The 22,373-nt window shown below is 63.2% G+C and carries 23 protein-coding genes; 6 read left to right on the plus strand and 17 right to left on the minus strand.

Annotated elements, in window-relative coordinates:
• Window positions 1-220 precede the first annotated feature (220 nt).
• The 6 genes from IVA93_RS28455 to htpX form a co-directional block, all read right to left on the minus strand.
• Window positions 221-2,755 (minus strand): virulence-associated E family protein, encoded by a 2,535-nt coding sequence (locus IVA93_RS28455; protein ID WP_247486199.1) that lies wholly within the window; start codon window positions 2,753-2,755, stop codon window positions 221-223.
• Window positions 2,752-3,006, minus strand: coding sequence for a hypothetical protein (locus IVA93_RS28460; protein WP_018454181.1), 255 nt, complete (start codon window positions 3,004-3,006; stop codon window positions 2,752-2,754). The genes IVA93_RS28455 and IVA93_RS28460 overlap by 4 nt, the downstream gene beginning before the upstream one ends.
• Before the next feature lie 81 nt (window positions 3,007-3,087).
• Window positions 3,088-3,297 (minus strand): hypothetical protein, encoded by a 210-nt coding sequence (locus IVA93_RS28465; RefSeq protein WP_018454180.1) that lies wholly within the window; start codon window positions 3,295-3,297, stop codon window positions 3,088-3,090.
• 196 nt (window positions 3,298-3,493) lie between these two features.
• Window positions 3,494-4,681: a site-specific integrase gene (locus IVA93_RS28470; protein ID WP_018454179.1), complete on the minus strand. Its 1,188-nt coding sequence runs from the start codon at window positions 4,679-4,681 to the stop codon at window positions 3,494-3,496.
• 312 nt (window positions 4,682-4,993) lie between these two features.
• Complete coding sequence (locus IVA93_RS28475) at window positions 4,994-5,635, minus strand: tetratricopeptide repeat protein (protein WP_026232851.1); 642 nt, start codon at window positions 5,633-5,635, stop codon at window positions 4,994-4,996.
• Window positions 5,636-5,769: 134 nt separating this feature from the next.
• Complete coding sequence (htpX, locus tag IVA93_RS28480; protein WP_026232852.1) at window positions 5,770-6,702, minus strand: zinc metalloprotease HtpX; 933 nt, start codon at window positions 6,700-6,702, stop codon at window positions 5,770-5,772.
• Between the two features lie 186 nt (window positions 6,703-6,888).
• Between htpX and IVA93_RS28485 the strand changes: the two genes are divergently transcribed.
• The 3 genes from IVA93_RS28485 to IVA93_RS28495 all read left to right on the plus strand — a co-directional run bounded on the left by IVA93_RS28485 (window position 6,889) and on the right by IVA93_RS28495 (window position 10,234).
• Entirely contained in the window at window positions 6,889-8,190 is a 1,302-nt protein-coding gene (locus tag IVA93_RS28485; RefSeq protein ID WP_247366961.1) for a lytic murein transglycosylase, read from the plus strand.
• Between the two features lie 256 nt (window positions 8,191-8,446).
• Entirely contained in the window at window positions 8,447-8,950 is a 504-nt protein-coding gene (locus IVA93_RS28490; protein WP_018454975.1) for a DUF1993 domain-containing protein, read from the plus strand.
• A 183-nt stretch (window positions 8,951-9,133) separates the two neighbouring features.
• On the plus strand, window positions 9,134-10,234 hold the full coding sequence (locus IVA93_RS28495; RefSeq protein ID WP_018454976.1) for an alkene reductase: 1,101 nt from the start codon (window positions 9,134-9,136) through the stop codon (window positions 10,232-10,234).
• 188 nt (window positions 10,235-10,422) lie between these two features.
• Here IVA93_RS28495 and IVA93_RS28500 read toward each other — a convergent pair whose 3' ends face one another.
• The 7 genes from IVA93_RS28500 to glpD all read right to left on the minus strand — a co-directional run bounded on the left by IVA93_RS28500 (window position 10,423) and on the right by glpD (window position 18,126).
• Window positions 10,423-12,165, minus strand: coding sequence for an ABC transporter substrate-binding protein (locus IVA93_RS28500; RefSeq protein ID WP_039799251.1), 1,743 nt, complete (start codon window positions 12,163-12,165; stop codon window positions 10,423-10,425).
• A 127-nt stretch (window positions 12,166-12,292) separates the two neighbouring features.
• Window positions 12,293-12,622, minus strand: a complete 330-nt coding sequence (locus tag IVA93_RS28505) for a DUF2160 domain-containing protein (protein ID WP_018454978.1) — start codon at window positions 12,620-12,622, stop codon at window positions 12,293-12,295.
• An 11-nt stretch (window positions 12,623-12,633) separates the two neighbouring features.
• Window positions 12,634-13,440: a carbohydrate ABC transporter permease gene (locus IVA93_RS28510; RefSeq protein ID WP_018454979.1), complete on the minus strand. Its 807-nt coding sequence runs from the start codon at window positions 13,438-13,440 to the stop codon at window positions 12,634-12,636.
• The gene (locus IVA93_RS28515; protein WP_018454980.1) at window positions 13,440-14,342 is read right to left on the minus strand and encodes a carbohydrate ABC transporter permease; all 903 of its coding nucleotides are present in this window, start codon (window positions 14,340-14,342) and stop codon (window positions 13,440-13,442) included. Before IVA93_RS28515 ends, IVA93_RS28510 begins: the two co-directional genes overlap by 1 nt.
• Complete coding sequence (locus IVA93_RS28520) at window positions 14,342-15,427, minus strand: ABC transporter ATP-binding protein (RefSeq protein WP_018454981.1); 1,086 nt, start codon at window positions 15,425-15,427, stop codon at window positions 14,342-14,344. Before IVA93_RS28520 ends, IVA93_RS28515 begins: the two co-directional genes overlap by 1 nt.
• Before the next feature lie 12 nt (window positions 15,428-15,439).
• Window positions 15,440-16,579 carry an ABC transporter ATP-binding protein gene (locus IVA93_RS28525; RefSeq protein WP_018454982.1) on the minus strand — a complete coding sequence of 380 codons (1,140 nt, stop codon included), beginning with the start codon at window positions 16,577-16,579 and terminating at the stop codon, window positions 15,440-15,442.
• Entirely contained in the window at window positions 16,576-18,126 is a 1,551-nt protein-coding gene (gene glpD, locus IVA93_RS28530) for a glycerol-3-phosphate dehydrogenase (protein WP_085361305.1), read from the minus strand. The genes IVA93_RS28525 and glpD overlap by 4 nt, the downstream gene beginning before the upstream one ends.
• Window positions 18,127-18,357: 231 nt before the next feature.
• Between glpD and IVA93_RS28535 the strand changes: the two genes are divergently transcribed.
• Window positions 18,358-18,636: a type II toxin-antitoxin system Phd/YefM family antitoxin gene (locus tag IVA93_RS28535; protein ID WP_018454984.1), complete on the plus strand. Its 279-nt coding sequence runs from the start codon at window positions 18,358-18,360 to the stop codon at window positions 18,634-18,636.
• On the plus strand, window positions 18,633-19,058 hold the full coding sequence (locus IVA93_RS28540; protein WP_018454985.1) for a type II toxin-antitoxin system VapC family toxin: 426 nt from the start codon (window positions 18,633-18,635) through the stop codon (window positions 19,056-19,058). Before IVA93_RS28535 ends, IVA93_RS28540 begins: the two co-directional genes overlap by 4 nt.
• Window positions 19,059-19,060: 2 nt before the next feature.
• Here IVA93_RS28540 and IVA93_RS28545 read toward each other — a convergent pair whose 3' ends face one another.
• Together IVA93_RS28545 and IVA93_RS28550 are read right to left on the minus strand one after the other, a co-directional pair.
• Window positions 19,061-19,903, minus strand: a complete 843-nt coding sequence (locus IVA93_RS28545) for a DeoR/GlpR family DNA-binding transcription regulator (RefSeq protein ID WP_018454986.1) — start codon at window positions 19,901-19,903, stop codon at window positions 19,061-19,063.
• A 91-nt stretch (window positions 19,904-19,994) separates the two neighbouring features.
• Window positions 19,995-20,669, minus strand: coding sequence for an HAD family hydrolase (locus tag IVA93_RS28550; protein WP_018454987.1), 675 nt, complete (start codon window positions 20,667-20,669; stop codon window positions 19,995-19,997).
• Between the two features lie 154 nt (window positions 20,670-20,823).
• Here IVA93_RS28550 and IVA93_RS28555 point away from each other — a divergent pair, with 154 nt between their 5' ends.
• Window positions 20,824-21,300, plus strand: coding sequence for a nuclear transport factor 2 family protein (locus IVA93_RS28555; RefSeq protein ID WP_026232853.1), 477 nt, complete (start codon window positions 20,824-20,826; stop codon window positions 21,298-21,300).
• A gap of 230 nt (window positions 21,301-21,530) precedes the next feature.
• Here the strand turns inward: IVA93_RS28555 and IVA93_RS28560 are convergent, their stop codons facing one another.
• Both IVA93_RS28560 and IVA93_RS28565 read right to left on the minus strand, forming a co-directional pair.
• Window positions 21,531-21,722: a hypothetical protein gene (locus tag IVA93_RS28560; RefSeq protein ID WP_018454989.1), complete on the minus strand. Its 192-nt coding sequence runs from the start codon at window positions 21,720-21,722 to the stop codon at window positions 21,531-21,533.
• Between the two features lie 222 nt (window positions 21,723-21,944).
• Window positions 21,945-22,355, minus strand: coding sequence for an acyl-CoA thioesterase (locus tag IVA93_RS28565; protein ID WP_018454990.1), 411 nt, complete (start codon window positions 22,353-22,355; stop codon window positions 21,945-21,947).
• Window positions 22,356-22,373 lie beyond the last annotated feature (18 nt).

Here is a 22,373-nt window from a genome sequence, read left to right on the forward strand (position 1 = left end):
GGTACGAGACGGTCGCTCGCACCGTGCCCCCTTAAAACATAGCCAAAGAGCGACTGAGCGACCTTGAGCGACCTATCTGGTAAACTTCTCCCCAGCCAGCCCACCAGCGGCCAAGCCGCTTCCCGACGGGCACAGCGCGCCGGCTGGGCTGCTCCGCCGCAGACTCCTGACAAGTGGTCACTCAGGTCGCTCAAGGTCGCTCAGTCGCTCTTTGCGTATGCTAAAAATGGAATGGTTTGCTTCGGTAATAGCCCTTCACCCGGTTGCCCTTGATACTGACATAACCGTTGTCATTACGGCTCCAGCCGAGCCGCTTCATTACGGTCGCCAGCCGCATCGTATGCCCGGTCTGCTGGTTGCCGGGCGCGATGTTGAGCACAAAGGTCAGCAGTTCCTCCGACGACACCCGCTGTTCGTCGCCGAGCACCGCCTTGCCCGATGCGTGGCGATCCTCATCGCGGGCATAGTGAATAATGGTCCGCGTTCCCTCATGCTGCACGCCGTCCTTCCAGTAGCTGTAGGTGGTCATCTCCGTCATGTTGCGCAGCACGTCCTCCCACGGATCGGTCACCCGCCGGTACTCCTGCTCAAGGCCAGCTTCACCCCACAGTGCCGGATCGAGCACGAGGCTTTCGCCCTGGCTCTGGTAGTGCGCGGCTTCACCCCACAGTTGGAGCCGGTCCCGCTTCAGCTTTTCGATATCGATCGCCTTGAGAATCCGTAGCGGCCAGAACCGGCGATTCCCGGTCTGCGATTGCAAGTAGCTATCACTGTTGGTGGTACCGACCTCGATCGAATGCCGCTTCTGCTTCTTGGGAAAGTGACCGTAGGCCGGTCGCGCAATATCGACCATCCTGCTTGCGTAAGCCTTGACCGTCTCGACCTCAGCTTTCTTCATCCCGGCGAGATCGGCGTTCTCGTGAACCCAGACCTCGGCCAACTGCTCCTGCACCTCGCGGCTATTCTTGCCGATGATGCTCTCGTCGGAGAAGTTCTCATCGCCAGCGAGCACGCGCCAGGCCGTGGACTTGTTGAAGCCTTCCTCGCTCTCCAGCACCAGGATTTCGTCCTTCTTGATACCGGGGACGCGTGCCCGTGCGACGGCGGCGATCATGGTCTTGCGCACGAAGGCCCTGTTGAGCGGGGTATCGTCGGCATTGAAGAATTCGGTCGCCATGTGGTCCAGCCGCTCGACGCCATCCCATCCCGCCTCAGCCTGGGCGAGCATATCGACGACGGGGTCGAAGCAATGATCAATTGCGAGCGAGATGATGGCATCGCGCGTGTACTTATCGTGAAAATCAACCCCGAAGGTGTCGGACATCATCCGCCGCAGCGCGATGATGCCGTTGTCGGTCACTTCGCCCAAAAATTGTTCGAGGGCGTGCCGTGTGGTGTCGTCCTTGAAGCCGAACAGCAGCTTGTTGTGGAACATGTCGTAACTGCACTCGATGCCGAGGGCAGTGATCGCAAGGCGTGCGTTGTGCAGGCTGGGCAGCGGCGAGCCGTCTTCGCGCTGTTCGCGCCAGTTGGGCATGTCTGCCCGTTGTACCTTGCCCGGCGGTGGGGCGTGTGACCGCAGGATCAGGCGTTCGATGGCTCGCCGCTTGTTCGATTGGTTCTTGATGTGCTGATTGCATTCCAGGTCGCACAGCAATGCCGCCGCGATCTGCTCATTGCTGTAGCGACCATCGGATTTGAGGATGGCAGCAAGCGCCAAAGAAACCTCGCTCCAGCTTTGGTATGGTTTGACAAGAGTACCGGCGTGTTGGAGATCGAAATTCAGGTCCTTGAGATTGCCGGCATGCCCGACGATCGCCTTGCCCTTCACGCTGAAGTCGGCAGGCAGGTCAGCGGCGCTCTTCAGCCAGCCACGATGTTTCTCGACGGCGGCCCAATCGATGCTGCTGGTGCCGCTCGCGCTGCGGGTCGGATTGGCGCTGCCGGTGTTGCTGGTACCGGCATTGCTGGCGCTGCTGTCCTCAGGGCTATCGGCTTTTGCGCTGCCGGCATCGGTCGCGAAGTCTTGCAACCTGCACACCGCAAGCTCGTTATACGCGAGCAAGCTCGACTGACACGCCTTGCGGCCCTTCTTGATCTTCGCCTTGGTGGGCAGGTTCTTGGTGCCAGGCAAGCGCAGGATGCGGTCGATGTTCTGCGTCCCGGCGACGCTGCCCAACTTCTCCATCGCCACCTTGGAGCGGGATTCGACATCGTCAACGATGGTTTGCGCTTCCGGCGAGAGGGCCGGCTTGGTCTTGCCATCGGCGCCGATGACCATGACCGGATCGGGCAGCGGGATCGGCTGATCGAGACGCCACAGCACCTGCACGCCATTGCCGCTATCGACCACAAACATGGGCGCGGGATCAAACGACTTCAGTGCCGCGAGAAAGCGAGCCTTCGCGGCCTCGGGCGCTTCACCTTCGTTCGGGTCGAGATCGCCGGGCAGAAATTCGATCGCGCTGACTTCGGTCTTGGCCGCTTTCTTGTCTTTGATCCGGACCGGATTGGGTGCGTAGTAGAGATTGTGGTTGCCGTTGTAGCGATTGATGAACCTGCGCGCTTGATCAGGAGTGGTTGCGGTGACCGTCTTGATATCGTTGTTGACCTTCGGATTGATCGCGGACAACTGCCACGGCCCGCCGGGACGCAGCAGCTTGAGAAAATCGACCGCGACATCGGTGGCGCCGCCAACCTCACGCTCGGCGGCCAGCGGCTCCCCGCTCGGCGAATTGGAATCGTGCGCGTTCACGGCTGCACCCCACGCGTTTCGCCGAGGCTGCGGACGTGCTCCTTGCAGGCCTCGATCAAGGTTTCAGTTTGGGTCTCAGTGAGACCATATTTATCCCTTTGCTGCTGCTCGTCGTTCCACCAAGACCGGAGATCATCCGCGCTCTTGGCGAGCGGAATGACCGGCAGCGCCATGGCGACATAGGCGGCTGCCTGAAGCTGTTGCTTCGACGGTTGTGTGTGCGCGGGCGCGATGGGATTCATCACCGACATTCTAAAAAATTCCGTGAGAGGATGATGGGTAAGGCGGCTGGCAGGCCGCCTTTTCAGCGACTACGCGACGCTGGCTGCCGGCTACGCCACATTCTCGCGAGCACGACGCCACGCTGCGGCAGCCTCGCGCGAGATCAGCACGCGCCTGCCGACGTTGAACGTCGCGGGCATCAGGCCCTTCGGCTTCAATTTATAGAAGAGCTGCGAGCTGATCCGATTACGCGCGCAAAACTCGTCAACACTGTAGGCGTCGGCGTCATCCGGACCGTTCGGTCGCATCGGAAAGTGCATCAGTATGCTCCTATAATTTGGGGTGAGGTCAGGTGACTTCACCTCATGAGGAGCAGTATTAATAACGCCGCGTTTGCATTTGTCTGCAACAGCAAGGAACGCGCTGCTCGATAAGACACCTTTAAGATCAGGAACTGTTCGAAAAGACACTCAGCGTCAGGCGTGGATGGTCACAGCACCACAATGAAGAGAAGCCTCAAGCGGCACGGCACCTCGTGCTGGATGTGACGCTCGTCTCGAGATCGAGTAACGCCGCCCGCGTCAGCGATTCACTTGGATCGCCAATGATGTACCGGCTGTAGTTCTTCTCGATCATCGCGACGGATGTGTCGTGGTGAGCGGCAACAACGCGGGTCGGCACGCCTTTCAGCAGGTGCCGGACGATCGAACAGTGCCGCAGAGCATAGGGCGTCACCTCCGGGCCAAGCCCGAGACTTTCGACGACCGGACGGAAGCTCGTCGCCAAGTTCCACATCTTGTCGAACATCGAATCATGCCCGGCCCGGCCGGCAACCTGCTTACGCAGCGCCTTAGCCAACCGTGTCGAGATCGGCAGCGGCCGATATTCGATCTTGCGGTTCTTGCCCTTGCGGCTGGTCGGCATCATCAAGCGCGCCGCGTTCAGATGATCCTGCAAATCGGCTGGCGTCAGCTTGAACACCTGACTTTCACGAGCGCCGGTCTCGGCCAGAACGTCGATCAGCAAGCCGAAGTCACGATCCTCATCATACGACCCGGTAACCAGCGCGGCGACGGTTTGATCGGGCAGGATCACGTTGCGAGCGACCTCGCTATCGGGCAGCTTCCTGAGGCCATTCTTCCATGCGGCGGCATTGGTGATGCGCTTATCGTTCCTGGCAGCCAGCGCGAGCGCGGCCTTGAGCGAACGGCCGATGCGATCGGCGGATGAGGGCTTTAGGCCGGCCTTGACCAAGCCGGCGCGCCAGTCGCGCAGCTCCCGCTCGGTCAGCAGTGCGACCGCCTTGCTCTTCAAGGCGTCGGTCAGATGTAGGCGGAGCTGGGTGGCGTTGTATTTGCGCCCGCCGCGAGTTTCGAGATCGGCTTCATATGCATTGATGGTCTCGGCGACACTGATCGGCTGCTCGGTGTTGCCTTCGCCGGCACGCGCCAACATCTTGGCGCGCTCCAGCGCTTGCCAATATGACATGACGCTTTCGCCGTTGGCGTCTTCGTGGTCGTCGGCGAGACCGAACCGCTTGAGCCAGCCATGGCACTTCACCGACCACGTGCCGGGACCAGTGTTGCGACGATATGCGAGAAAGATGCCGGGCGCGATCAGCGCGGTGTATGGCTTCTTACGTGTCGCGAGTTTCAAGCGCACAGTACGGTTTTCCAGAAATGAAGAGCGGGTGCGGCGGGCCATGGTGTCCCTCGAAATGTCCCCAAAATGGGGGTGGGTCGGGATGGCACCCATCGTACCTGAATAGGAATAAGATAAGCAAACACAATGAGTTATGTGAGCTGTATGGGTCTGTATAGGTCGCTATGGACTTCGGTTTCTCCCCTTGTGGGAGAAGGTGGCGTGAAGCGCCGGACGAGGGGTGGTTTCCGCGAATTCAACTGCAGCAGACTCACGCGCGGAGAGATACCCCTCACCCGTCTCGCCGCTTCGCGGCGAGCCACCCTCTCCCACAAGGGGAGAGGGTTGCAGCGGCGCACGCAGCTCTAGATATCTCTACCGCCCTGGCGCGGCGAGCCGGGTCGGCTCGGCGCTCGCGAGTTCAGCGAGTTTTGCGCGTGCCGCGTCGCGGGTGCGGGCATCCTTGCCGGCGGGCAGCGCCAGCGCGGCTTCGAAATCGGCGCGCGCTTCATTCGCCTGGCCACGCGCCAGGAAGGCGAGGCCGCGATCGAGCCGAGGCTGCGCATCGGAGGGGTCGAGGCGGACCGCGGTGTTGTAGCTCAGGATCGCGCGATCGAGATCGCCGGCGGCCGCGAGCGCGAGACCGCGCTGGTGATAGGGCGCGGCGTGCCTGGGATCATGCGCGATCGCCTCGTCGTAATCCTCGATGGCAAGTTCGAGGTCGCCGTTCTGCCGGCGCGCCAGCGCCCGATCGCGATAGAGCGAGGCACGGTTGGGATTGAGATGGATGGCCTCGTCGAAATCCGCGATCGCCCGCCGCCAGTCGCCGTGGCGCAACGCGATCCGTCCGCGCCCCTCATAGGCGAACGCGATCAGCGAGCCGCGCAGCGGCGAGAAGCCGATCACCGCCGAACAGATGTCGGGCTCGTCCTCGTCTCCGCAATTGACGACGGTGTGCGTGGACAGGCCAATCAGCACGCCCACGACGATCAACAATGGTACTGCAGCTTTGGTCATCTTCGACGGTGGCAGGCAGAGGGCCGGCCACGCATCCCCTTTCGCAGGAACTGTCACGGCAGGGTGTTAACACCGGCCGGGACCGTCCTGTGTGCGACAGGTCACAAAGCGTGCAAATTAGAGCCGCTGCTGCGTCAGCCCCAAGGCCCGCGCGAGGAGGAGCGGCCCCACGGGCTCCGCGGCGGATAGTTCTCATTGGCGCCGACCGACGGCGACGCCTGCGCACCAAGCTCGGCTGCGAGCTGCTGAAGCGCCGCGATGCGATTTTGCGTCGAGGGATGGGTGGCAAACAGATTGTCCACGCCGTGGCCCGACAGCGGATTGATGATGAACATGTGCGCGGTGGCTGGATTTCGTTCCGCCTCGAAATTCGGGACCTGATGCGCCGCGCTTTCGATCTTCACCAGCGCCGATGCCAGCCACATCGGCTGACCGGCGATGCGTGCGCCGAGATTGTCCGCGGCGTATTCGCGGGTGCGGCTGATCGCCATCTGCACCAGCATGGCGCCGATCGGGGCGAGGATCATCATCAGGATCGAGCCGACGATGCCCGGGCCGTTGTTGTCGCGGTTGCCGCCGAAGAACATGCCGAACTGCGCCAGCATCGAGATCGCACCGGCAATGGTCGCGGTCACAGTCATCAGCAGCGTGTCGTGGTGCTTGATATGAGCGAGCTCGTGCGCGATCACGCCCGCAAGCTCCTCGCGGCTGAGCTGGTGCATCAACCCGGTGGTGACCGCAACCGCGGCATTCTCGGGATTGCGCCCGGTGGCAAACGCGTTGGGCTGCGGCTCGTCCATCAGGAACACGCGCGGCATCGGCAAGCCGGCGCGGGCCGCTAGCTCGGCCACGAGCCCGACCAGCTCCGGTGCGCTGCTGCGGTCGACCTCATGGGCGCCATACATGGACAGCACCATCCGGTCGGAGTTCCAGTAGGTGAAGAGATTGGTCGCCGCGGCAATGACGAGCGCAATCATGGCGCCGCCGGCACCGCCGATCAGATAGCCGACGCCCATGAACAGGGCGGTGAGGCCTGCGAGCAGCATTGCGGTACGAAGATAATTCATGGCCGTCTCCCGAGGCCGGCCGTAGCCGCTGGAGGCGTTGCGGGCCGGCGAGCATGAGGTAGGGATGACCCCGGCCCGCCCGCAAGGTTTCAAGGTGCGTCGCGGAGCCGCGGCACTGGTTTGAGGTCAATCGTTCCATTAAGCTTGGCCGAGAATCCAAGCGTCTCCTCCCCTTGCGGAAACCTCATGCTCCAGACCCGATTTGCGATCGCGGCCGCCGCCCTGCTCACGCTCGCCCTTCCCGCCTCTGCCCAGTTCGCGCCGCCGCCGGCAAAGCCCGCGGCTCCCAGGGCCACTGGGCCCTCGCCGCGCGCGGCGTCGTGCCATAACGGGGCGAACTTCGATCGCTTCCTGGTCGACGTGAAACAGCAGGCCGTTGCCGCCGGCGTGTCGCAGCGGACGATCGCGGCGGCCTCGCCTTACCTCGTCTACGACCAGGGCATCGTCAATCGCGACCGCGGCCAGCGCGTGTTCGGCCAGCTCTTCACCGAATTTGCCGGCCGCATGGCCGCGCCCTATCGCATGCAGAACGGCCAGCAACATATCAAGCAACATGCGGCCGCGTTCGCACGCGCGGAAAAGGAATACGGTGTGCCGCCGGCAGTGATCGCCGCGTTCTGGGGACTGGAGAGCGATTTCGGCGTCAACATGGGTAATCTGCCGACACTGAAATCGCTGGTGTCGCTGGCCTATGATTGCCGCCGCTCGGAGATGTTCGTGAACGAGACCATCGCCGCGCTGAAGATCATCGACCGGGGCGACCTGCAACCGGACGAGATGGTCGGCTCCTGGGCCGGCGAGCTCGGTCAGACCCAGTTCCTGCCCGTGCATTACGTCAACTATGCCGTCGACTATGACGGCGACGGCCGACGCGATCTCCTCCGCAGCGAGGACGACGTGATCGGCTCGACCGCGAACTACATCGCCAACGGCTTGAAGTGGCGGCGCGGCGAGCCGTGGCTGGAGGAGATCAAGGTGCCGCAGAACCTGCCGTGGGATCAGACCGACCTCACGGTGCAGCTGCCGCGCTCAAAATGGGCGCAGCTCGGGGTTACCTATCCCGACGGCCGGCCGCTGCCGAACGACAATCTCGCGGCCTCCGTGCTGCTGCCGATGGGACGCTTCGGTCCGGCCTTCATGGCATACCCGAATTTCGCGGCCTACACCGAGTGGAATAACTCGCTGATCTATTCGACCACCGCGGGCTATCTCGCCACCCGCATCGCGGGCGCGGCTCCGATGCGAAAGCCGTCCACACCGGTCGCGCAGCTGCCATTCAACGAGCTCAAGCAATTGCAGCAGCTTCTGGTCCAGGCTGGCTTCAATGTCGGCAAGGTCGACGGCGTGCTGGGCCAGCAAAGCCGCGCCGCGGTGAAGGCGATGCAGATCAAATACGGTCTGCCGGCCGATTCCTGGCCTTCGGCCGAACTGCTCGCTCGCATGCGTGGGGGCACGGCACAGGCGCAGCCAGTGGGGACGATCCGGTAAGCACCAGGATCGCTGTCATGCCCCGCGAAAGCGGGGCATCCAGTACGCTGCGGCCTTCAATCACAGCTGCTCGGAGTACTGGATCGCCCGGTCAACCGGGCGATGACACGAGGGTATGACGCCGATAGCACCACAGCCCGCTCGGTAGAATTTTCGCACTGCACAAGCCCCTCCGGCGATTGTATTTTTCCATGACGTTCCCATGTGAGTAACTCAGGTTTCTCCTGAGATTTCCCACTTTTGAAGCGAGCATCACATGTCCTTCCACGACGCCGTCGTTCCTGCCTATTTGCAAATGTTGAACAGCCTGATCGGCCTGCTCACGAAAGCCGAAGCGCATTGTGCGGCCAAGAAGGTCGACCCCAGCGTCCTGCTGGGCTCCCGCCTGTTTCCGGACATGCTGCCGCTCTCGAAGCAGATCCAGCTGGTCAGCGATTTCGCAGCCAAAGGTTGCGCCCGGCTGACCCATAGCGACGTGCCCTCCACACCGGACACCGAGACCAGCTTTGCGGAGTTGAAGCAGCGCCTGGCGAAGACCATCGACTACGTGAAATCGTTCAAGCCCGAGCAGTTCGAGGGCGCCGACACCAAGGACGTCACCTTCCCGGCCGGCCCCGACAAGTCCATCACCATGAAGGGCCAGCAATTCCTGAGCGCGTTCTCGCTGCCGAACTTCTATTTCCACGCCGCAACCGCCCACGGCCTTCTGCGCCACGCCGGCGTCGAGATCGGCAAGCGCGATTTCCTCGGCGCGAACTGAAAGGCGATTATTCAGACGGCCGCGGCGGGAGATCCAATCTGCTGCTGCGGCTGAAATTGCACATGCTTTATGCTGCGCGGCTCGGCTGCGCATCTCGCCTGCAGTTTCTGTATGGCTCCTCCCTTGCGCTGATTGCCGCAATGCACAAGTGTTCCGGATCTCTCACCGCCTGGAAGCATTCTCATGAGCCGTTCGACCAAATTGTTTGAGACCTACAAGCTCGGCCCGATCACGCTGGCGAACCGTTTCGTGATGGCGCCGCTGACGCGCAACCGCGCCGTTCCCGGCACCTTCGTACCGGGCGCGCTCGCCGCTGACTATTACGCCCAGCGTGCCTCGGCGGGGCTTCTGATTACCGAAGCGAGCCAGGTCTCACAGCAGGGCCAAGGCTACCAGGACACCCCCGGCATCTACTCAAAGGACCAGGTCGCCGGCTGGCGCACGGTCACCGATCAGGTGCATCAGCGCGGCGGCAAGGTCTTCATCCAGCTCTGGCATGTCGGCCGCATCTCGCATGTCGACCTTCAGGCCAATGGCGCAGCCCCGGTGGCGCCGAGCGCGATCCGCGCCAAGGGCAAGACTTTCGTCAACGGCACTTTCGCCGACGTCTCCGAGCCCCGTGCGCTCGAGCTCTCCGAAATTCCAGGCATCATCGACGATTTCAGGCGCGCCACGAAGAATGCGCTCGAAGCCGGCTTCGATGGCGTCGAGATCCACGGCGCCAACGGCTATCTGCTCGAGCAATTCGCCAAGGACGGCACCAACAAGCGTACCGACGCCTATGGCGGCTCGATCGAGAACCGCGCGCGGCTGATGCTCGAGGTCTCCAGGGCCGTCGTCGCCGAGGCCGGCGCTGATCGCACCGGCATCCGCATCTCGCCGGTGACGCCGGCCAACGACATCTCGGATTCGAACCCGCAAGCCTTGTACGACCATATCGTCGACGGCCTCGCCGCGCTCAAGCTCGTCTATCTCCATGTCGTCGAAGGCGCCACCGGCGGTTCGCGCGACATCGCGCCGTTCGACTATGCAGGCCTGCGCAAGCGCTTCCCCGGCGCCTACATCGCCAACAACGGCTATGATTTCGACCTCGCTGCCAAGGTGCTCGAGGCGAACGCGGCCGATCTCATCGCCTTCGGCAAGCCGTTCATCTCCAATCCCGATCTGGTCGAGCGGCTGAAGCAGGGCGCGGCGCTGAACGACTGGGACAAGAACACGTTCTACGGCGGCGGCGCGAAGGGATACACGGACTATCCGACGCTGGCGGCTGAGCCGGCGGAATAAGGCGTCGTTGTCGCTCCATCCTCCGTCATTGCGAGGAGCGAAGCGACGAAGCAATCCAGACTACCTCCGTGGAAAGACTCTGGATTGCTTCGCTTCGCTCGCAATGACGTGTGGAAGCAAAATCCACGACAATAAAAAGAAAAAAGGCCGGGATTGCTCCCGGCCTTTCGTCGTTATGCTGATGTGCCTTACTGCAGCGAAGCGCGCTTCGGGGGCTGTGCCGGCCACGACTTGATCAGAGTGTCGTAGTCGACCGTCTCACCCTTCGGCTTCTCGTTGGCGAGCTTGCGCTGCGGGGCAATCGTGCCGTCCTTCTGGGCCTTGGCGAACCAGAACTCGGCCGACTCCTTCTTGTGCAGCTTCGGACCGCAGGCGCCCTGCACGCCCGACTTCTCCAGACGCTCCATGACGGAGTCCTGGGCCGCGGCAAGCGAGTCCATCGCGGCCTGCGGCGTCTTGGCACCGGACGACGCATCGCCGATGTTCTGCCACCACAGCTGCGCCAGCTTCGGATAGTCGGGCACGTTGTTGCCGGTCGGGGTCCACTGCACGCGCGCGGGCGAGCGGTAGAACTCGATCAGGCCGCCGAGCTTCGGCGCACGCTCGGTGAACGACTTGTCCCAGATGTCGGATTCACGGATGAACGTGAGACCGACATGGCTCTTCTTCAGCGACACCGTCTTGGAGACGATGAACTGGAGATAGAGCCAGGCCGCCTTGCGGCGATCCGGGGGAGTCGATTTGAGCAGCGTCGCCGAACCCGCATCCTGGTAGCCGAGCTTCATGCCTTCCTTCCAGTACGAACCGTGCGGCGACGGAGCCATACGCCACTTCGGCGTACCGTCCGCGTTCATCACGGCGATGCCCGGCTTCACCATGTCGGCGGTGAAGGCGGTGTACCAGAACATCTGCTGGGCGATGTTGCCCTGCGCCGGCACCGGACCCGACTCGGAGAAGGTCATGCCCTGGGCCTGCGGCGGAGCATACTTCTTCATCCACTCGAGGTACTTGGTGATCGAGTAGACCGCGGCCGGACCGTTGGTGTCGCCGCCACGCTCGACCGAGGAGCCGACCGGACGGCAGCCTTCCATGCGGATGCCCCATTCGTCGACCGGCAGACCGTTCGGGATGCCCTTGTCGCCGTTACCGGCCATCGACAGCCAGGCGTCGGTGAAACGCCAGCCGAGCGACGGGTCCTTCTTGCCATAGTCCATATGGCCATAGACCTTGACGCCGTTGATCTCCTTGATGTCGTTGGTGAAGAACTCGGCGATGTCTTCGTAGGCTGACCAGTTCACGGGCACGCCGAGCTCGTAGCCATACTTGGCCTTGAACTTGGCCTTGTAGTCGGCGTTGGTGAACCAGTCGTAGCGGAACCAGTAAAGGTTCGCGAACTGCTGGTCGGGCAGCTGATAGAGCTTGCCGTCCGGCGCCGTGCCGAACGACTTGCCGATGAAGTCGTTGACGTCGAGCATGGGGTCGGTGACGTCCTTGCCCTCGCCGGTCATATAGTCCGACAGCGCGATGGTCTGGCCGTAGCGGAAGTGGGTGCCGATCAGATCGGAATCGTTGATCCAGCCGTCGTACACGTTCTTGCCGGACTGCATCTGGGTCTGCAGCTTCTCGACGACGTCACCTTCCTGGATGATGTCGTGCTTGAGCTTGATGCCGGTGAGCTCGGAGAACGCCTTGGCCAGCGTCTGCGACTCATATTCGTGGGTCGTGATGGTTTCGGAGACCACGTTGATCTCCATTCCCTTGAAGGGCTCGGCGGCCTTGGCGAACCACTCCAGCTCCTTCTTCTGGTCTTCCTTCGACAGCGTCGAGGGCTGGAATTCCGCGATCCACTTCTGGATCGCGGCGTCGTCGGCGGCGCGCACCGGCGCCGAGACGGCCAGCGACACCGCGACGATGGCGGCGACGCTGGACATCGTCAGAAAGCTATTCTTGGTCAATGGACGTTCCCTTCTCCTAAACTGCCGCATGTTATTCCTCCGTTGCAGCGACAAACTTTTTACAGGCCCGGGTTGGTCCCGGATCTGGCCGTTCCTTCGCGGGCTAGACCGTGCGGAAAATGAGTACGGCCGTGGCCAGCGAAATTCCTGATGCGATCCAAAGGCGCGAAATTTCAACTCCGTCCTCGCCGATCGGCAGCGTGGCGAGGGGGTCGGTGCCGGCGAAGGCGATCCACAGCAAGTGGATGACCGCCGCCGTGATCAGGGAGATGAACAGGCGGTCGCCGCGCGTGGTCGGGATGCGCAGCACGCCGACGCGCTCGGCTTCGGGATAAGCCACCCCGAGCCAGGTCATCACAGCCAGCGTGCAGGCGAGCGCGACAAAAAAGATCGCCGTCGGCGGCGTCCAGGCCATCCATGCAATCCATTCCATTTGATGCCTCCCTAGACCCGACCGAGCGCGAAACCGCTCGCGATATAATTGCGGACGAACCAGATCACGAGTGCGCCCGGGATGATCGTCAGCACGCCGGCTGCCGCCAGCAGGCCCCAGTCCATGCCCGCAGCCGACACCGTGCGCGTCATGATCGCCGCGATCGGCTTGGCCGAGACCGAGGTCAGCGTGCGCGCGAGCAGCAGCTCGACCCAGGAGAACATGAAGCAGAAGAAGGCGGCGACGCCGATGCCGCTCGCAATCAGCGGCACCAGGATCTTGATGAAGAAGCGCGGGAAGGAATAGCCGTCGAGGAAGGCGGTCTCGTCGATCTCGCGCGGCACGCCGGAGACGAAGCCTTCCAGGATCCACACCGCCAGCGGGACGTTGAAGATGCAGTGCGCGAGCGCGACCGCCCAGGGCGTATCGAACAGCCCGATCGCCGAATAGAGATTGAAGAACGGCAGGGCATAGACCGCGGCCGGCGCCATGCGGTTCGAGAGCAGCCAGAAGAACAGATGCTTGTCGCCGAGGAAACGGTAGCGCGAGAACGCGTAGGCCGCCGGCAGCGCCACCGAGATCGAGATGATGGTGTTGAGGACGACATATTCCAACGAGTTGATATAGCCGGAATACCAGCTCTCATCGGTGAAGATGCGCTTGTAGTGCTGGAGCGTCGGCGCGTGCGGCCACAGCGTCATCGTCGAGACGATCTCGGCGTTGGTCTTGAAGCTCATGTTGACGAGCCAGTAGATCGGCAACAGCAGGAAGATCAAAAACAGCGCCATGATGAGGCGACGGCCGGGGATCGAGTGCATCACACGGCTCCTTCCTGCGGCTTCCGATCGCTGCCGGCGTTGGTCATGACGGTGTAGAAGATCCAGCAGACGATCAGGATGATGAGGTTGTAGACCAGCGACAGCGCGGCGGCCTTGCCGAGGTCGAACTGGCCGAGCGCGATCTTGACCAGCTCGATCGACACGAAAGTCGTCGAATTGCCGGGCCCCCCACCAGTCACCACGAACGGTTCGGTGTAGATCATGAAACTGTCCATGAAGCGCAGCAGCACCGCGATCAGCAGCACGCGGTTCATCTTCGGCAGCTGGATCGCCTTGAACACGGCCCAACGCGAGGCGCCATCGATCTGCGCCGCCTGGTAATAAGCCTCCGGGATCGACTTAAGTCCGGCATAGCACAGCAGCGCGACCAGGCTGGTCCAGTGCCAGACGTCCATCACGATGACCGTGACCCAGGCGTCGATGTCGTTGGAGACGTAATTATAATCGATGCCGGTCGCATTGAGGACATAGCCGAGCAGGCCGATGTCGGGACGGCCAAAGATCTGCCAGATCGTGCCGACCACGTTCCACGGGATCAGCAGCGGCAACGCGAGGATGACGAGGCAGGCCGCAACCGTCCAGCCCTGGCGCGGCATCGAGAGCGCGACGACGATGCCGAGCGGCACCTCGATCGCGAGGATCACCAGCGAGAAGAACAGATTGCGGCCGAGCGAAGCCAGGAAGCGGCCGCCGAGGTCGGTCGAAGGATCGAGCAATTCCTTGAACCAGCCGACACCGTTCCAGAAGAACTGGTTGTTGCCGAAGGTGTCCTGCATCGAATAGTTCACCACCGTCATCAACGGCAGCACTGCCGAGAAGGCGACGACCAGGAACACCGGCAGCACCAGGAACCAGGCTTTTTGGTTGATAGTCTTGTCCATCAGGCGGCTCCCTCCACCAGAAGGCTGTCGGCATAGACGTGGACGTGCGACGGATCGAATTTCAGGCCGGCCGTGCCGTCCGGGCTGGTGAAGCCGGCCGGCGCGCGCGCCGCGAGCTTGGCGTCACCGAGCCGCGCGCGCGCGAAGCGGATGCGGCCGAGGTCGTCGACGCGTTCGATCTTCGCACTGAGCAGGCCGGGCGCCGGCGCGACGGCCTCAACGAATTCCGGACGGACGCCGATCTCGATCTTCGCGCCAGCAGGCAGCTTGTCGTAGCTGCGGTTGAGCGCGATCACATGACCGCCGATCTTGGCCTCACGGCCCCTCACCTCGGCCGGCAGGATGTTCATGCCGGGCGAGCCGATGAAATAGCCGACGAACGTGTGCGCCGGCTTGTCGAACAACTCGGCCGGCGTGCCGCTCTGCACCACGCGGCCGTCATGCATGACCACCACGGTGTCGGCGAAGGTCAGCGCCTCGGTCTGGTCGTGGGTGACGTAGATCATCGTCAGGTCGAGCTCGCGATGCAGCGCCTTCAACTTGGAGCGGAGCTGCCATTTCAGCTCGGGGTCGATCACGGTGAGCGGCTCGTCGAACAGCACGGCGGCAACGTCGGAGCGTACCAGGCCGCGGCCGAGCGAGATCTTCTGCTTGGCATCGGCCGTGAGCCGCGTCGCCTTGCGGTTCAGATAGGGCTCGAGGTCGAGCAAGCGGCCGATCTCGGCGACCCGCTTGTCGATCTCAGCCTTCGGCACGCCGCGGTTCTTCAGAGGGAACGCCAAATTTTGCCCCACCGTCATGGTGTCGTAGATCACCGGAAACTGGAACACCTGGGCGATGTTGCGCTTCTGGGTTGACAGCGGTGTGATGTCCTCGCCGTCGAACAGGATTTTCCCCCGCGACGGCGTGATGATGCCGGAGATGACGTTGAGCAGCGTGGTCTTGCCGCAGCCGGACGGCCCGAGCAGCGCATAGGCGCCGCCCTGCCGCCAGGTCATGGTGACAGGCTTGAGAGCAAAGCTGTCCTGCGGGGCATCATTGCCGCCGTAGGAGTGGGCGAGATCGACGAGGTCAATGCGGGCCATGTCGCATCCCCCTCAGGCTTTTTTCTTTGACGCGTTTTCTTCACGCGAACCGCTCGGCACTTCGCTTGAAAACGCTATGGGACCGGGTGCCGCGACCAGCCGGTCGGCAGCATCGAAAACGAACACGTCGTTGGGATCGAGCACGGCATCGAGCGTCTGGCCGGGCTCAAATTCGTGCACGCCGTGCAGCACCGCCACCCAGTTCGATCCGTCGCGGGTCAGATGCACGAAACTCTCCGAACCGGTGATCTCGGTCACCGTTACCGTCGCATGGAAGGCGTGGCGGTCAGTCTCGCCATTGGCAAGTGCGAGCTGATGGGCGCGAAATCCGACGCGATAGGCGCCGTCCGCGAGCGAGGAATAGAGACCGGACGCCGGCGCGGCAATGCCGCCCGCATATTGCACGGAACCGTTCTTCTTCTCGATGCCGACGAGATTCAGCGGCGGATCGGAGAACACCTGCGCGACCCGCAAGGTCTGCGGATGACGGTAGACCTTTGGAGTCTCGCCGATCTGGAGCGCCTCTCCCTGCCACATGCACACCGTGTTGCCGCCGAGCAGCAGCGCCTCGGTCGGCTCGGTGGTGGCATAGACGAAGATCGCGCCGGAGGCCTCGAAGATGCGCGGCAGCTCGGTGCGCAGTTCCTCGCGCAGCTTGTAGTCGAGATTGGCGAGCGGCTCGTCGAGCAGCACGAGGTCGGCGCCCTTCACCAGCGCGCGCGCCATCGCAGTTCGCTGCTGCTGGCCGCCGGAAAGCTGGAGCGGCGTGCGCTTCAGGAACGGCTCGAGCCGGAGCAGCCGGGCGGCTTCCGCAACGCGCGCCTCGATTTCGGCGCGCGGCTTGCCCTGCACGCGCAAAGGCGAAGCGATGTTCTCGTAGACCGACAGCGAGGGGTAGTTGATGAACTGCTGATAGACCATGGCGACCGAGCGCTGGCGCACGTCGACCCCGGTGACGTCCTTGCCGTTGACCAGCAGCTTGCCCGATGTCGGTTTGTCCAGGCCAGCGAGCAGCCGCATGATCGAGGTCTTGCCCGACAGCGTCGGCCCGAGCAGCACGTTGAGCGTGCCGCTCTCGAGCGTCAGCGAGACGTCGCGGATGTGTGGGACCCCGTCGACAGTCCGGGTCACGTGATCGAGTGTCACCGTCATGAGCGTCCTCCGGCTTCCAGCAGGGGACTTTGCTGCACGGCGTGGGTCCTGATCCAGTCGTCCAGCGCCGCGATCTCGTCGGCACTTAGTCGCAGGCCGAGCTTGGAACGGCGCCAGACGATATCTTCGGCGGTGACGGCCCATTCGTTGGCGATGAGATAGCGGACTTCGCGCTCGGTCAGCGTCGCACCGAAGGCCTGGCCGAGATCGACCGCCGATTTCGCATCCCCAAGCAGCTTGATCGCCCTCGTGCCATAGGCGCGCGCCAGGCGCCGCGCATGCTCGTGGCTGAGGAAAGGATAGCCGCGCTGAAGCTCGGCGATCAGGCCGTCGACATCGGACACGCCCATGTCGCCGCCGGGCAGCGGCCATTTGCCGGTCCAGCCTTCGCGTGCTTTCGCACTGCGAAGATAGGGCGCGAGCCGCTCCAGCGCCTCCTCGGCGAGACGGCGATAGGTCGTGATCTTGCCGCCATAGATCGACAGCAGCGGCACGCCGCCGGGCGTGTCGAGTTCGAACACATAGTCGCGCGTCGCGGCCTTGGCTTCGCTGGCCCCGTCGTCATAGAGCGGACGTACGCCGGAGTAGGTCCAAACCACGTCATCGGGCGTGACAGGCTTGGCCAGATATTCGCTCGCCGCCGTGCAGAGATACTGGATCTCTTCGGCCGTCGCCTTCACCTTGGCGGGATCGCCGTCATAGTCGCGGTCGGTGGTGCCGATCAGCGTAAAATCGTCCTGATAGGGAATGACGAAGATGATGCGGCCATCTGCATTCTGGAACATGTAGGCGCGGTCGTGGTCGTAGAGTTTTTTCACGACGATGTGCGAGCCCTGCACCAGGCGCACCTTGGCTTTCGCGTTGACGCCGGCGCCGCGGCCGAGCACATCCTCGACCCAGGGCCCGCCGGCATTGACAACCGCACGGGCCTGGATCGACGAGCGCGCGCCTGTCAGCGTGTCGATCATGCTGACGGTCCAGATGCCGTCTGACTGTTTGATATCCGTCGCGCGAGTGCGGGTGCGGATCTCGGCGCCCTTGTCGGCGGCATCGCGTGCGTTGAGCACGACGAGACGGGCGTCGTCGACGAAGCAGTCGGAATATTCGAACGCGCGGCCGTAGCGGTTCGGGATCAGCGGGCGGCCGACCTCGTCGCGTCGGAGGTCAACCGAGCGCGTCGCCGGCAACAGATGACGGCCACCGATGTGGTCATAGAGAAAGAGGCCGAGGCGCAGCAGCCAGGCTGGCCGCAGGCCCGCATGGTGCGGCAAAACGAAACGCAGGGGGCGAATGATGTGCGGCGCGATGCCCCAGAGAATCTCGCGCTCGATCAGCGCCTCGCGAACCAGCCGGAACTCGTAATATTCGAGATAGCGCAGGCCGCCATGCACCAGCTTGGTCGACCAGGACGACGTCCCGCTCGCCAGATCGTTCATTTCGCACAGGAAAACCGTGTTGCCGCGGCCCACCGCGTCGCGCGCGATGCCGCAGCCGTTAACACCGCCTCCGATAATGGCGAGGTCGAAAATACGATCCAACAGACGCATCCCCCCGGCGACCGCCCGTTCAATCGAGCGGTTACTTTCGCTTTTGATTAGATCACACCAGAAAACGAAAGCAAGATGAAAGAGGAGAGAAACGAAGTGAAAGCGGAACTTTTAAGCGGGCACACGGGGGGCGAAATAGGCAGTTCAGGAGGGATTTGAGCGGCATTATTGCTCTTGAAAAGTCGTCGATGACCCTTATTAGTAAGAATAGTCATATTGGTCGTTGTTTGCATGACGGAACACACTGCACCAGATTCACCAGCGACGGACTCGTGGACGCTTGCCAACGCCAAGGCCCGGCTCTCCGAGGTGATCGATCGTGCCCAAGCCGGCCCGCAAATCATCACCCGACACGGCAAGCCCAACGCGGTGATCGTTTCCGTCGAGGAATGGGCGCGCAAGACGGCGCGCAAAGGTACCTTGGCCGAATTCCTGCTGGCTTCGCCGCTGCGCAGCGGCGACCTCGAGCTTGAACGCGTTCACGACGCGCCGCACGACGAGCTGCCGTGAATCTACTGCTCGACACCAACGTGTTGTCGGAGGTCCAGAGGCCCGCCCCTTCGCCGAAAGTCTTGTCATGGCTTGATACGATCGACGAGGATCGTGCGTTCATCAGCGCGGCATCGATCGCCGAGCTTCGTCGCGGCATCGCGTTGCTGGAGGACGGCCGTCGCCGTGCAGCACTGGCCGCCTGGCTTGCCCGCGATCTGCCGGAGCGTTTTGCCGGGCGCACACTGCCGATCGACCACGCGGTCGCGGAACGCTGGGGTGACCTGATGGCTCAGAGTCGCAGAAGCGGTCTCGCATTGTCTGTCATGGACGGCTTCTTTGCCGCGACCGCGCTGGCAAACAACCTCATGCTCGTCACGCGCAATGTGAAGGATTTTGCGGTATTCGGCGTGCCGCTGCTGAACCCGTGGGACAACCCATAGTCCTACCTCAGCCGCACCACCGGCGCGGCCTCGGGCGCTTCTTGTGCCTCGGCCTGAGCCTCATCGACGTCCGCCCCCTTCGGCATCGCGGCCATCACCTCGATGCCCTTGCCGTGGCAGATGGTGGCGAGGCGCTCTGGCAATTCCTGGTCGGTGACGAAGGTCTGGATCTGGCTGATATGCGCGATGCGGACCGGCGCGCTGCGCCGGAGCTTGGTGGAATCAGCGACCAGCATGACGCTGCGGGCGTTGGCGATGATGGCCTGCGCCACCTGCACCTCGCGATAGTCGAAGTCGAGCAGCGCGCCCTCCTCGTCGATCGCGGACGCTCCGATGATGGCATAGTCGACCTTGAACTGGCCGATCAGCTGCGTCGCGGTCGAGCCGACCACCGCGCCGTCGGCGCGCCGCACCGTGCCGCCGGCGACCACCACCTCGATGCGGGGATGACGATAGAGCAGCATGGCGACGTTCAGATTGTTGGTGATAACGAGGAGGTCCTCGTGCGAGGTCAGCGCGCTCGCGACCTCCTCGGTCGTGGTGCCGATGTTGATGAAGAGCGAGCAGCCGTTCGGGATCAGCGAGGCGGCCGCGGCTCCAATCGCCTTCTTCTCGTCGGCGGCGACGAAGCGCCGCGCCTCGTAGGCGAGGTTTTCGACGCCGGATGCGATGATGGCGCCGCCATGAATGCGGGTCAGCGAGCGCCGCTCACAGAGGTCGTTGAGATCCTTGCGGATGGTCTGCGCCGAGACCTCGAACCGGCGCGCCAGCTCCTCGACCATGACGCGGCCCGAGGCTCGCGCGATGTTGAGGATTTCGGCTTGGCGATGGGTCAGTCCGGTCACGGCGATGGCCTCAAGTCAGGAAGCTGCATGGTGCGGCGGTTCGCGCGCTCGGTCAATGCGCGCGCCGATCACGGTTAACGGACCAAGGTCCTCACCACGCCATTGCGGCGGCGAGACGCGCCAGCAGCTCCGGATCGTCGAAGGCGCTGGCGGAGGCGATGGCCCCGGCGGCGACGAGATCAGCATGGCTGAGGCTGGTCCGGATACCGATGGTCGGAATGCCGGCCGCTGCGGCCGATTGCACGCCGGTGCGGGAGTCCTCGAACGCGATCGAGGCCATGGCGCTGGCGCCGGCAAAGCGCAACCCTTCCTGATAAGGCAGCGGATGCGGCTTGCCGTGCAACAGCTCGGCACCGATCACGAGCGCCTTGAAGCGGTGCGTGATGCCGAGGCCGGACAGCAGCAGCTCCGCATTGAGCCGCGGGGCATTGGTCACGGCAACCATGGGAATACCGGCCGCATCCGCCCTGTCGAGCAGCGCCATCAGGCCCGGCAGCGGCTCGATCTGCCCGGCAACAAGCGTGCGGAAGACTTCCTCCTTCTCATCGAGGATCAAGGCACGCCGTTCGGGCGCCTCGTCGGGCAGAAAACGCTCGCCGATCGATACATTCGCGAAGCCTTGCAGCTCTCTGGAGAAGCGCGCGTGATCGAAGACGTGGCCGCGAGGGCCGAGCACCAGATTGAACGCCTTCAAGTGCAGCGGATCGGTGTTGGCGAGCGTACCGTCGATGTCGAACAGCAACGCCCTGCCGATAGCCTCGATCATGTCCGTACTTTCCCGAATATATGACGCATCAATACGAAAGCCGTATCAATACAGCGTCAATCGCGCAATGACGCACGTGCATGACCAATACGCGACCCTCGACAAAGTCGCGTGCGACTGCAACACTCCATGCAAGACCAAAAAGGAGGAAACGATGACGATCAACCGACGCGATCTCGCTCTCTCGACTCTTGCCGTCCCAGCTCTTGCCGTCTCCACTCTTGCAGTTTCAGCGCTCACGACACCGGTGCTGGCGGCCTCGGCCGACGAGGAAGCCGTGGCGAAGAAGGTCGAGGCGTTCCGTCTCGCCCAGATCGCGGCCGATCCCAAGGCGCTCGGCGCACTCTGCGCCGAAGAGGTGAGCTACAGCCATTCCAGCGGCAAGGTCGAGGACAAGGCGACCTTCATCGCCAACGCCACCGACGGCAAATCCAAATTCCTGTCGATCGAGTACAAGGACCCGACCATCAAGGTCGTCGGCCCCGCCGCGATCGTGCGCTTCCACTGGGTGGCGGAACAAGAGATGGCGGCTGATGGGAAAAAAGTGCCGACCAACCTTCACATCCTGATGAACTGGCAGAAGCAGGGCGACGACTGGAAGCTGCTCTCACGGGCGGCGACGAAGTTGTGAACAACGGCTCTTCCCCTCTCCGTTGCGGGAGAGGGTGGCTTCGCGAAGCGAAGTCGGGTGAGGGGTTTCTGTCCGACAACGAATCCTCTCGCATTGGAATTCGCGGAGACGACCCCTCATCCGGCGCTACGCGCCACCTTCTCCAACAAGGCGAGAAGGGAAGGCAGAGTTCGCGGCAAAAGATTCCCACCTCTCGGGCCACACGCGGCCCGGAATGACCCGCGGGAGGACTAAGCCGCTTCCTTCACATCACCGTTAACCAGCTTGCGCGCGGCGCGCTCGGCTTCGCGGGCGTTGCGGAAGAGCTGGCCTTCGAGACGGTTGAAGCGGCTGGACGAGGCGAAAAAGCAGTAGCCTCCCTGGGAACGAACGACGATACCTGCGGTCTGCGAATCGACTTCGATGATGTAGCTGTCCGGCATGGTCCGTGGATTCCTCAGTGCGGGCAAACAACGGCAGTTCTGCCCAAAGGTTCCTGGGCATTTTGACGCCGTTTCCACCCCGGATCGACACGCGACGGAGTACGCCGGGACCTCATCCGTTTTATGACTGGTTCTTGGCAAAGCCGCGGCGGCGGGACTCAGTCGCGCCGCGTTTGGTGTTGCCGCACGCATCAGACAGATGAGGCGCAACGCCGCGTGCGATTACGTCGCGATCGCGGTGTCGGTCGGGCGAACCGGCTGCGGGCGGCCGTGCTCGTCGATCGAGACGTAGGTGAAGTTGCCGTCGGTGACGAGGAACGGTTGCTGCTCGCCGCGGCGCAGCGCCCATGCTTCCAGATGCACGGTGATGGAGGTGCGCCCGACGCGAACGAGGTGGGCGTGGACCGAAACGAGATCGCCGACATAGACGGCCTTGCGGAAATTCATCGCCTCGATGGCGACGGTCACGGTGCGCGACTTCGCGACCTTTGACGCAAACACGCCGCCGCCGACGTCCATCTGGCTGAGCAGCCAGCCGCCGAAGATGTCACCGTTGGCGTTGGTGTCGGCAGGCATCGCCAGCGTGCGAATGCAGAGATCGCCGCCCGGCCCGGCATCGGCTTGCTCGTTCATGCCGCTCTCACTTGAAGA

Source organism: Bradyrhizobium sp. 155 (assembly GCF_023101105.1).
Taxonomy (GTDB): Bacteria; Pseudomonadota; Alphaproteobacteria; order Rhizobiales; family Xanthobacteraceae; genus Bradyrhizobium; species Bradyrhizobium canariense_D.

Bases quoted from the DNA above. Each gene is read 5' to 3' on its own strand.
- IVA93_RS28460 (WP_018454181.1), bottom strand. From the start codon at position 3,006: ATGTCGGTGATGAATCCCATCGCGCCCGCGCACACACAACCGTCGAAG.
- IVA93_RS28465 (WP_018454180.1), bottom strand. From the start codon at position 3,297: ATGCACTTTCCGATGCGACCGAACGGTCCGGATGACGCCGACGCCTAC.
- IVA93_RS28470 (WP_018454179.1), bottom strand. From the start codon at position 4,681: ATGGCCCGCCGCACCCGCTCTTCATTTCTGGAAAACCGTACTGTGCGC.
- IVA93_RS28475 (WP_026232851.1), bottom strand. From the start codon at position 5,635: ATGACCAAAGCTGCAGTACCATTGTTGATCGTCGTGGGCGTGCTGATT.
- htpX (WP_026232852.1), bottom strand. From the start codon at position 6,702: ATGAATTATCTTCGTACCGCAATGCTGCTCGCAGGCCTCACCGCCCTG.
- IVA93_RS28485 (WP_247366961.1), top strand. From the start codon at position 6,889: ATGCTCCAGACCCGATTTGCGATCGCGGCCGCCGCCCTGCTCACGCTC.
- IVA93_RS28490 (WP_018454975.1), top strand. From the start codon at position 8,447: ATGTCCTTCCACGACGCCGTCGTTCCTGCCTATTTGCAAATGTTGAAC.
- IVA93_RS28495 (WP_018454976.1), top strand. From the start codon at position 9,134: ATGAGCCGTTCGACCAAATTGTTTGAGACCTACAAGCTCGGCCCGATC.
- IVA93_RS28500 (WP_039799251.1), bottom strand. From the start codon at position 12,165: ATGTCCAGCGTCGCCGCCATCGTCGCGGTGTCGCTGGCCGTCTCGGCG.
- IVA93_RS28505 (WP_018454978.1), bottom strand. From the start codon at position 12,622: ATGGAATGGATTGCATGGATGGCCTGGACGCCGCCGACGGCGATCTTT.
- IVA93_RS28510 (WP_018454979.1), bottom strand. From the start codon at position 13,440: ATGCACTCGATCCCCGGCCGTCGCCTCATCATGGCGCTGTTTTTGATC.
- IVA93_RS28515 (WP_018454980.1), bottom strand. From the start codon at position 14,342: ATGGACAAGACTATCAACCAAAAAGCCTGGTTCCTGGTGCTGCCGGTG.
- IVA93_RS28520 (WP_018454981.1), bottom strand. From the start codon at position 15,427: ATGGCCCGCATTGACCTCGTCGATCTCGCCCACTCCTACGGCGGCAAT.
- IVA93_RS28525 (WP_018454982.1), bottom strand. From the start codon at position 16,579: ATGACGGTGACACTCGATCACGTGACCCGGACTGTCGACGGGGTCCCA.
- glpD (WP_085361305.1), bottom strand. From the start codon at position 18,126: ATGCGTCTGTTGGATCGTATTTTCGACCTCGCCATTATCGGAGGCGGT.
- IVA93_RS28535 (WP_018454984.1), top strand. From the start codon at position 18,358: ATGACGGAACACACTGCACCAGATTCACCAGCGACGGACTCGTGGACG.
- IVA93_RS28550 (WP_018454987.1), bottom strand. From the start codon at position 20,669: ATGATCGAGGCTATCGGCAGGGCGTTGCTGTTCGACATCGACGGTACG.
- IVA93_RS28555 (WP_026232853.1), top strand. From the start codon at position 20,824: ATGACGATCAACCGACGCGATCTCGCTCTCTCGACTCTTGCCGTCCCA.
- IVA93_RS28560 (WP_018454989.1), bottom strand. From the start codon at position 21,722: ATGCCGGACAGCTACATCATCGAAGTCGATTCGCAGACCGCAGGTATC.
- IVA93_RS28565 (WP_018454990.1), bottom strand. From the start codon at position 22,355: ATGAACGAGCAAGCCGATGCCGGGCCGGGCGGCGATCTCTGCATTCGC.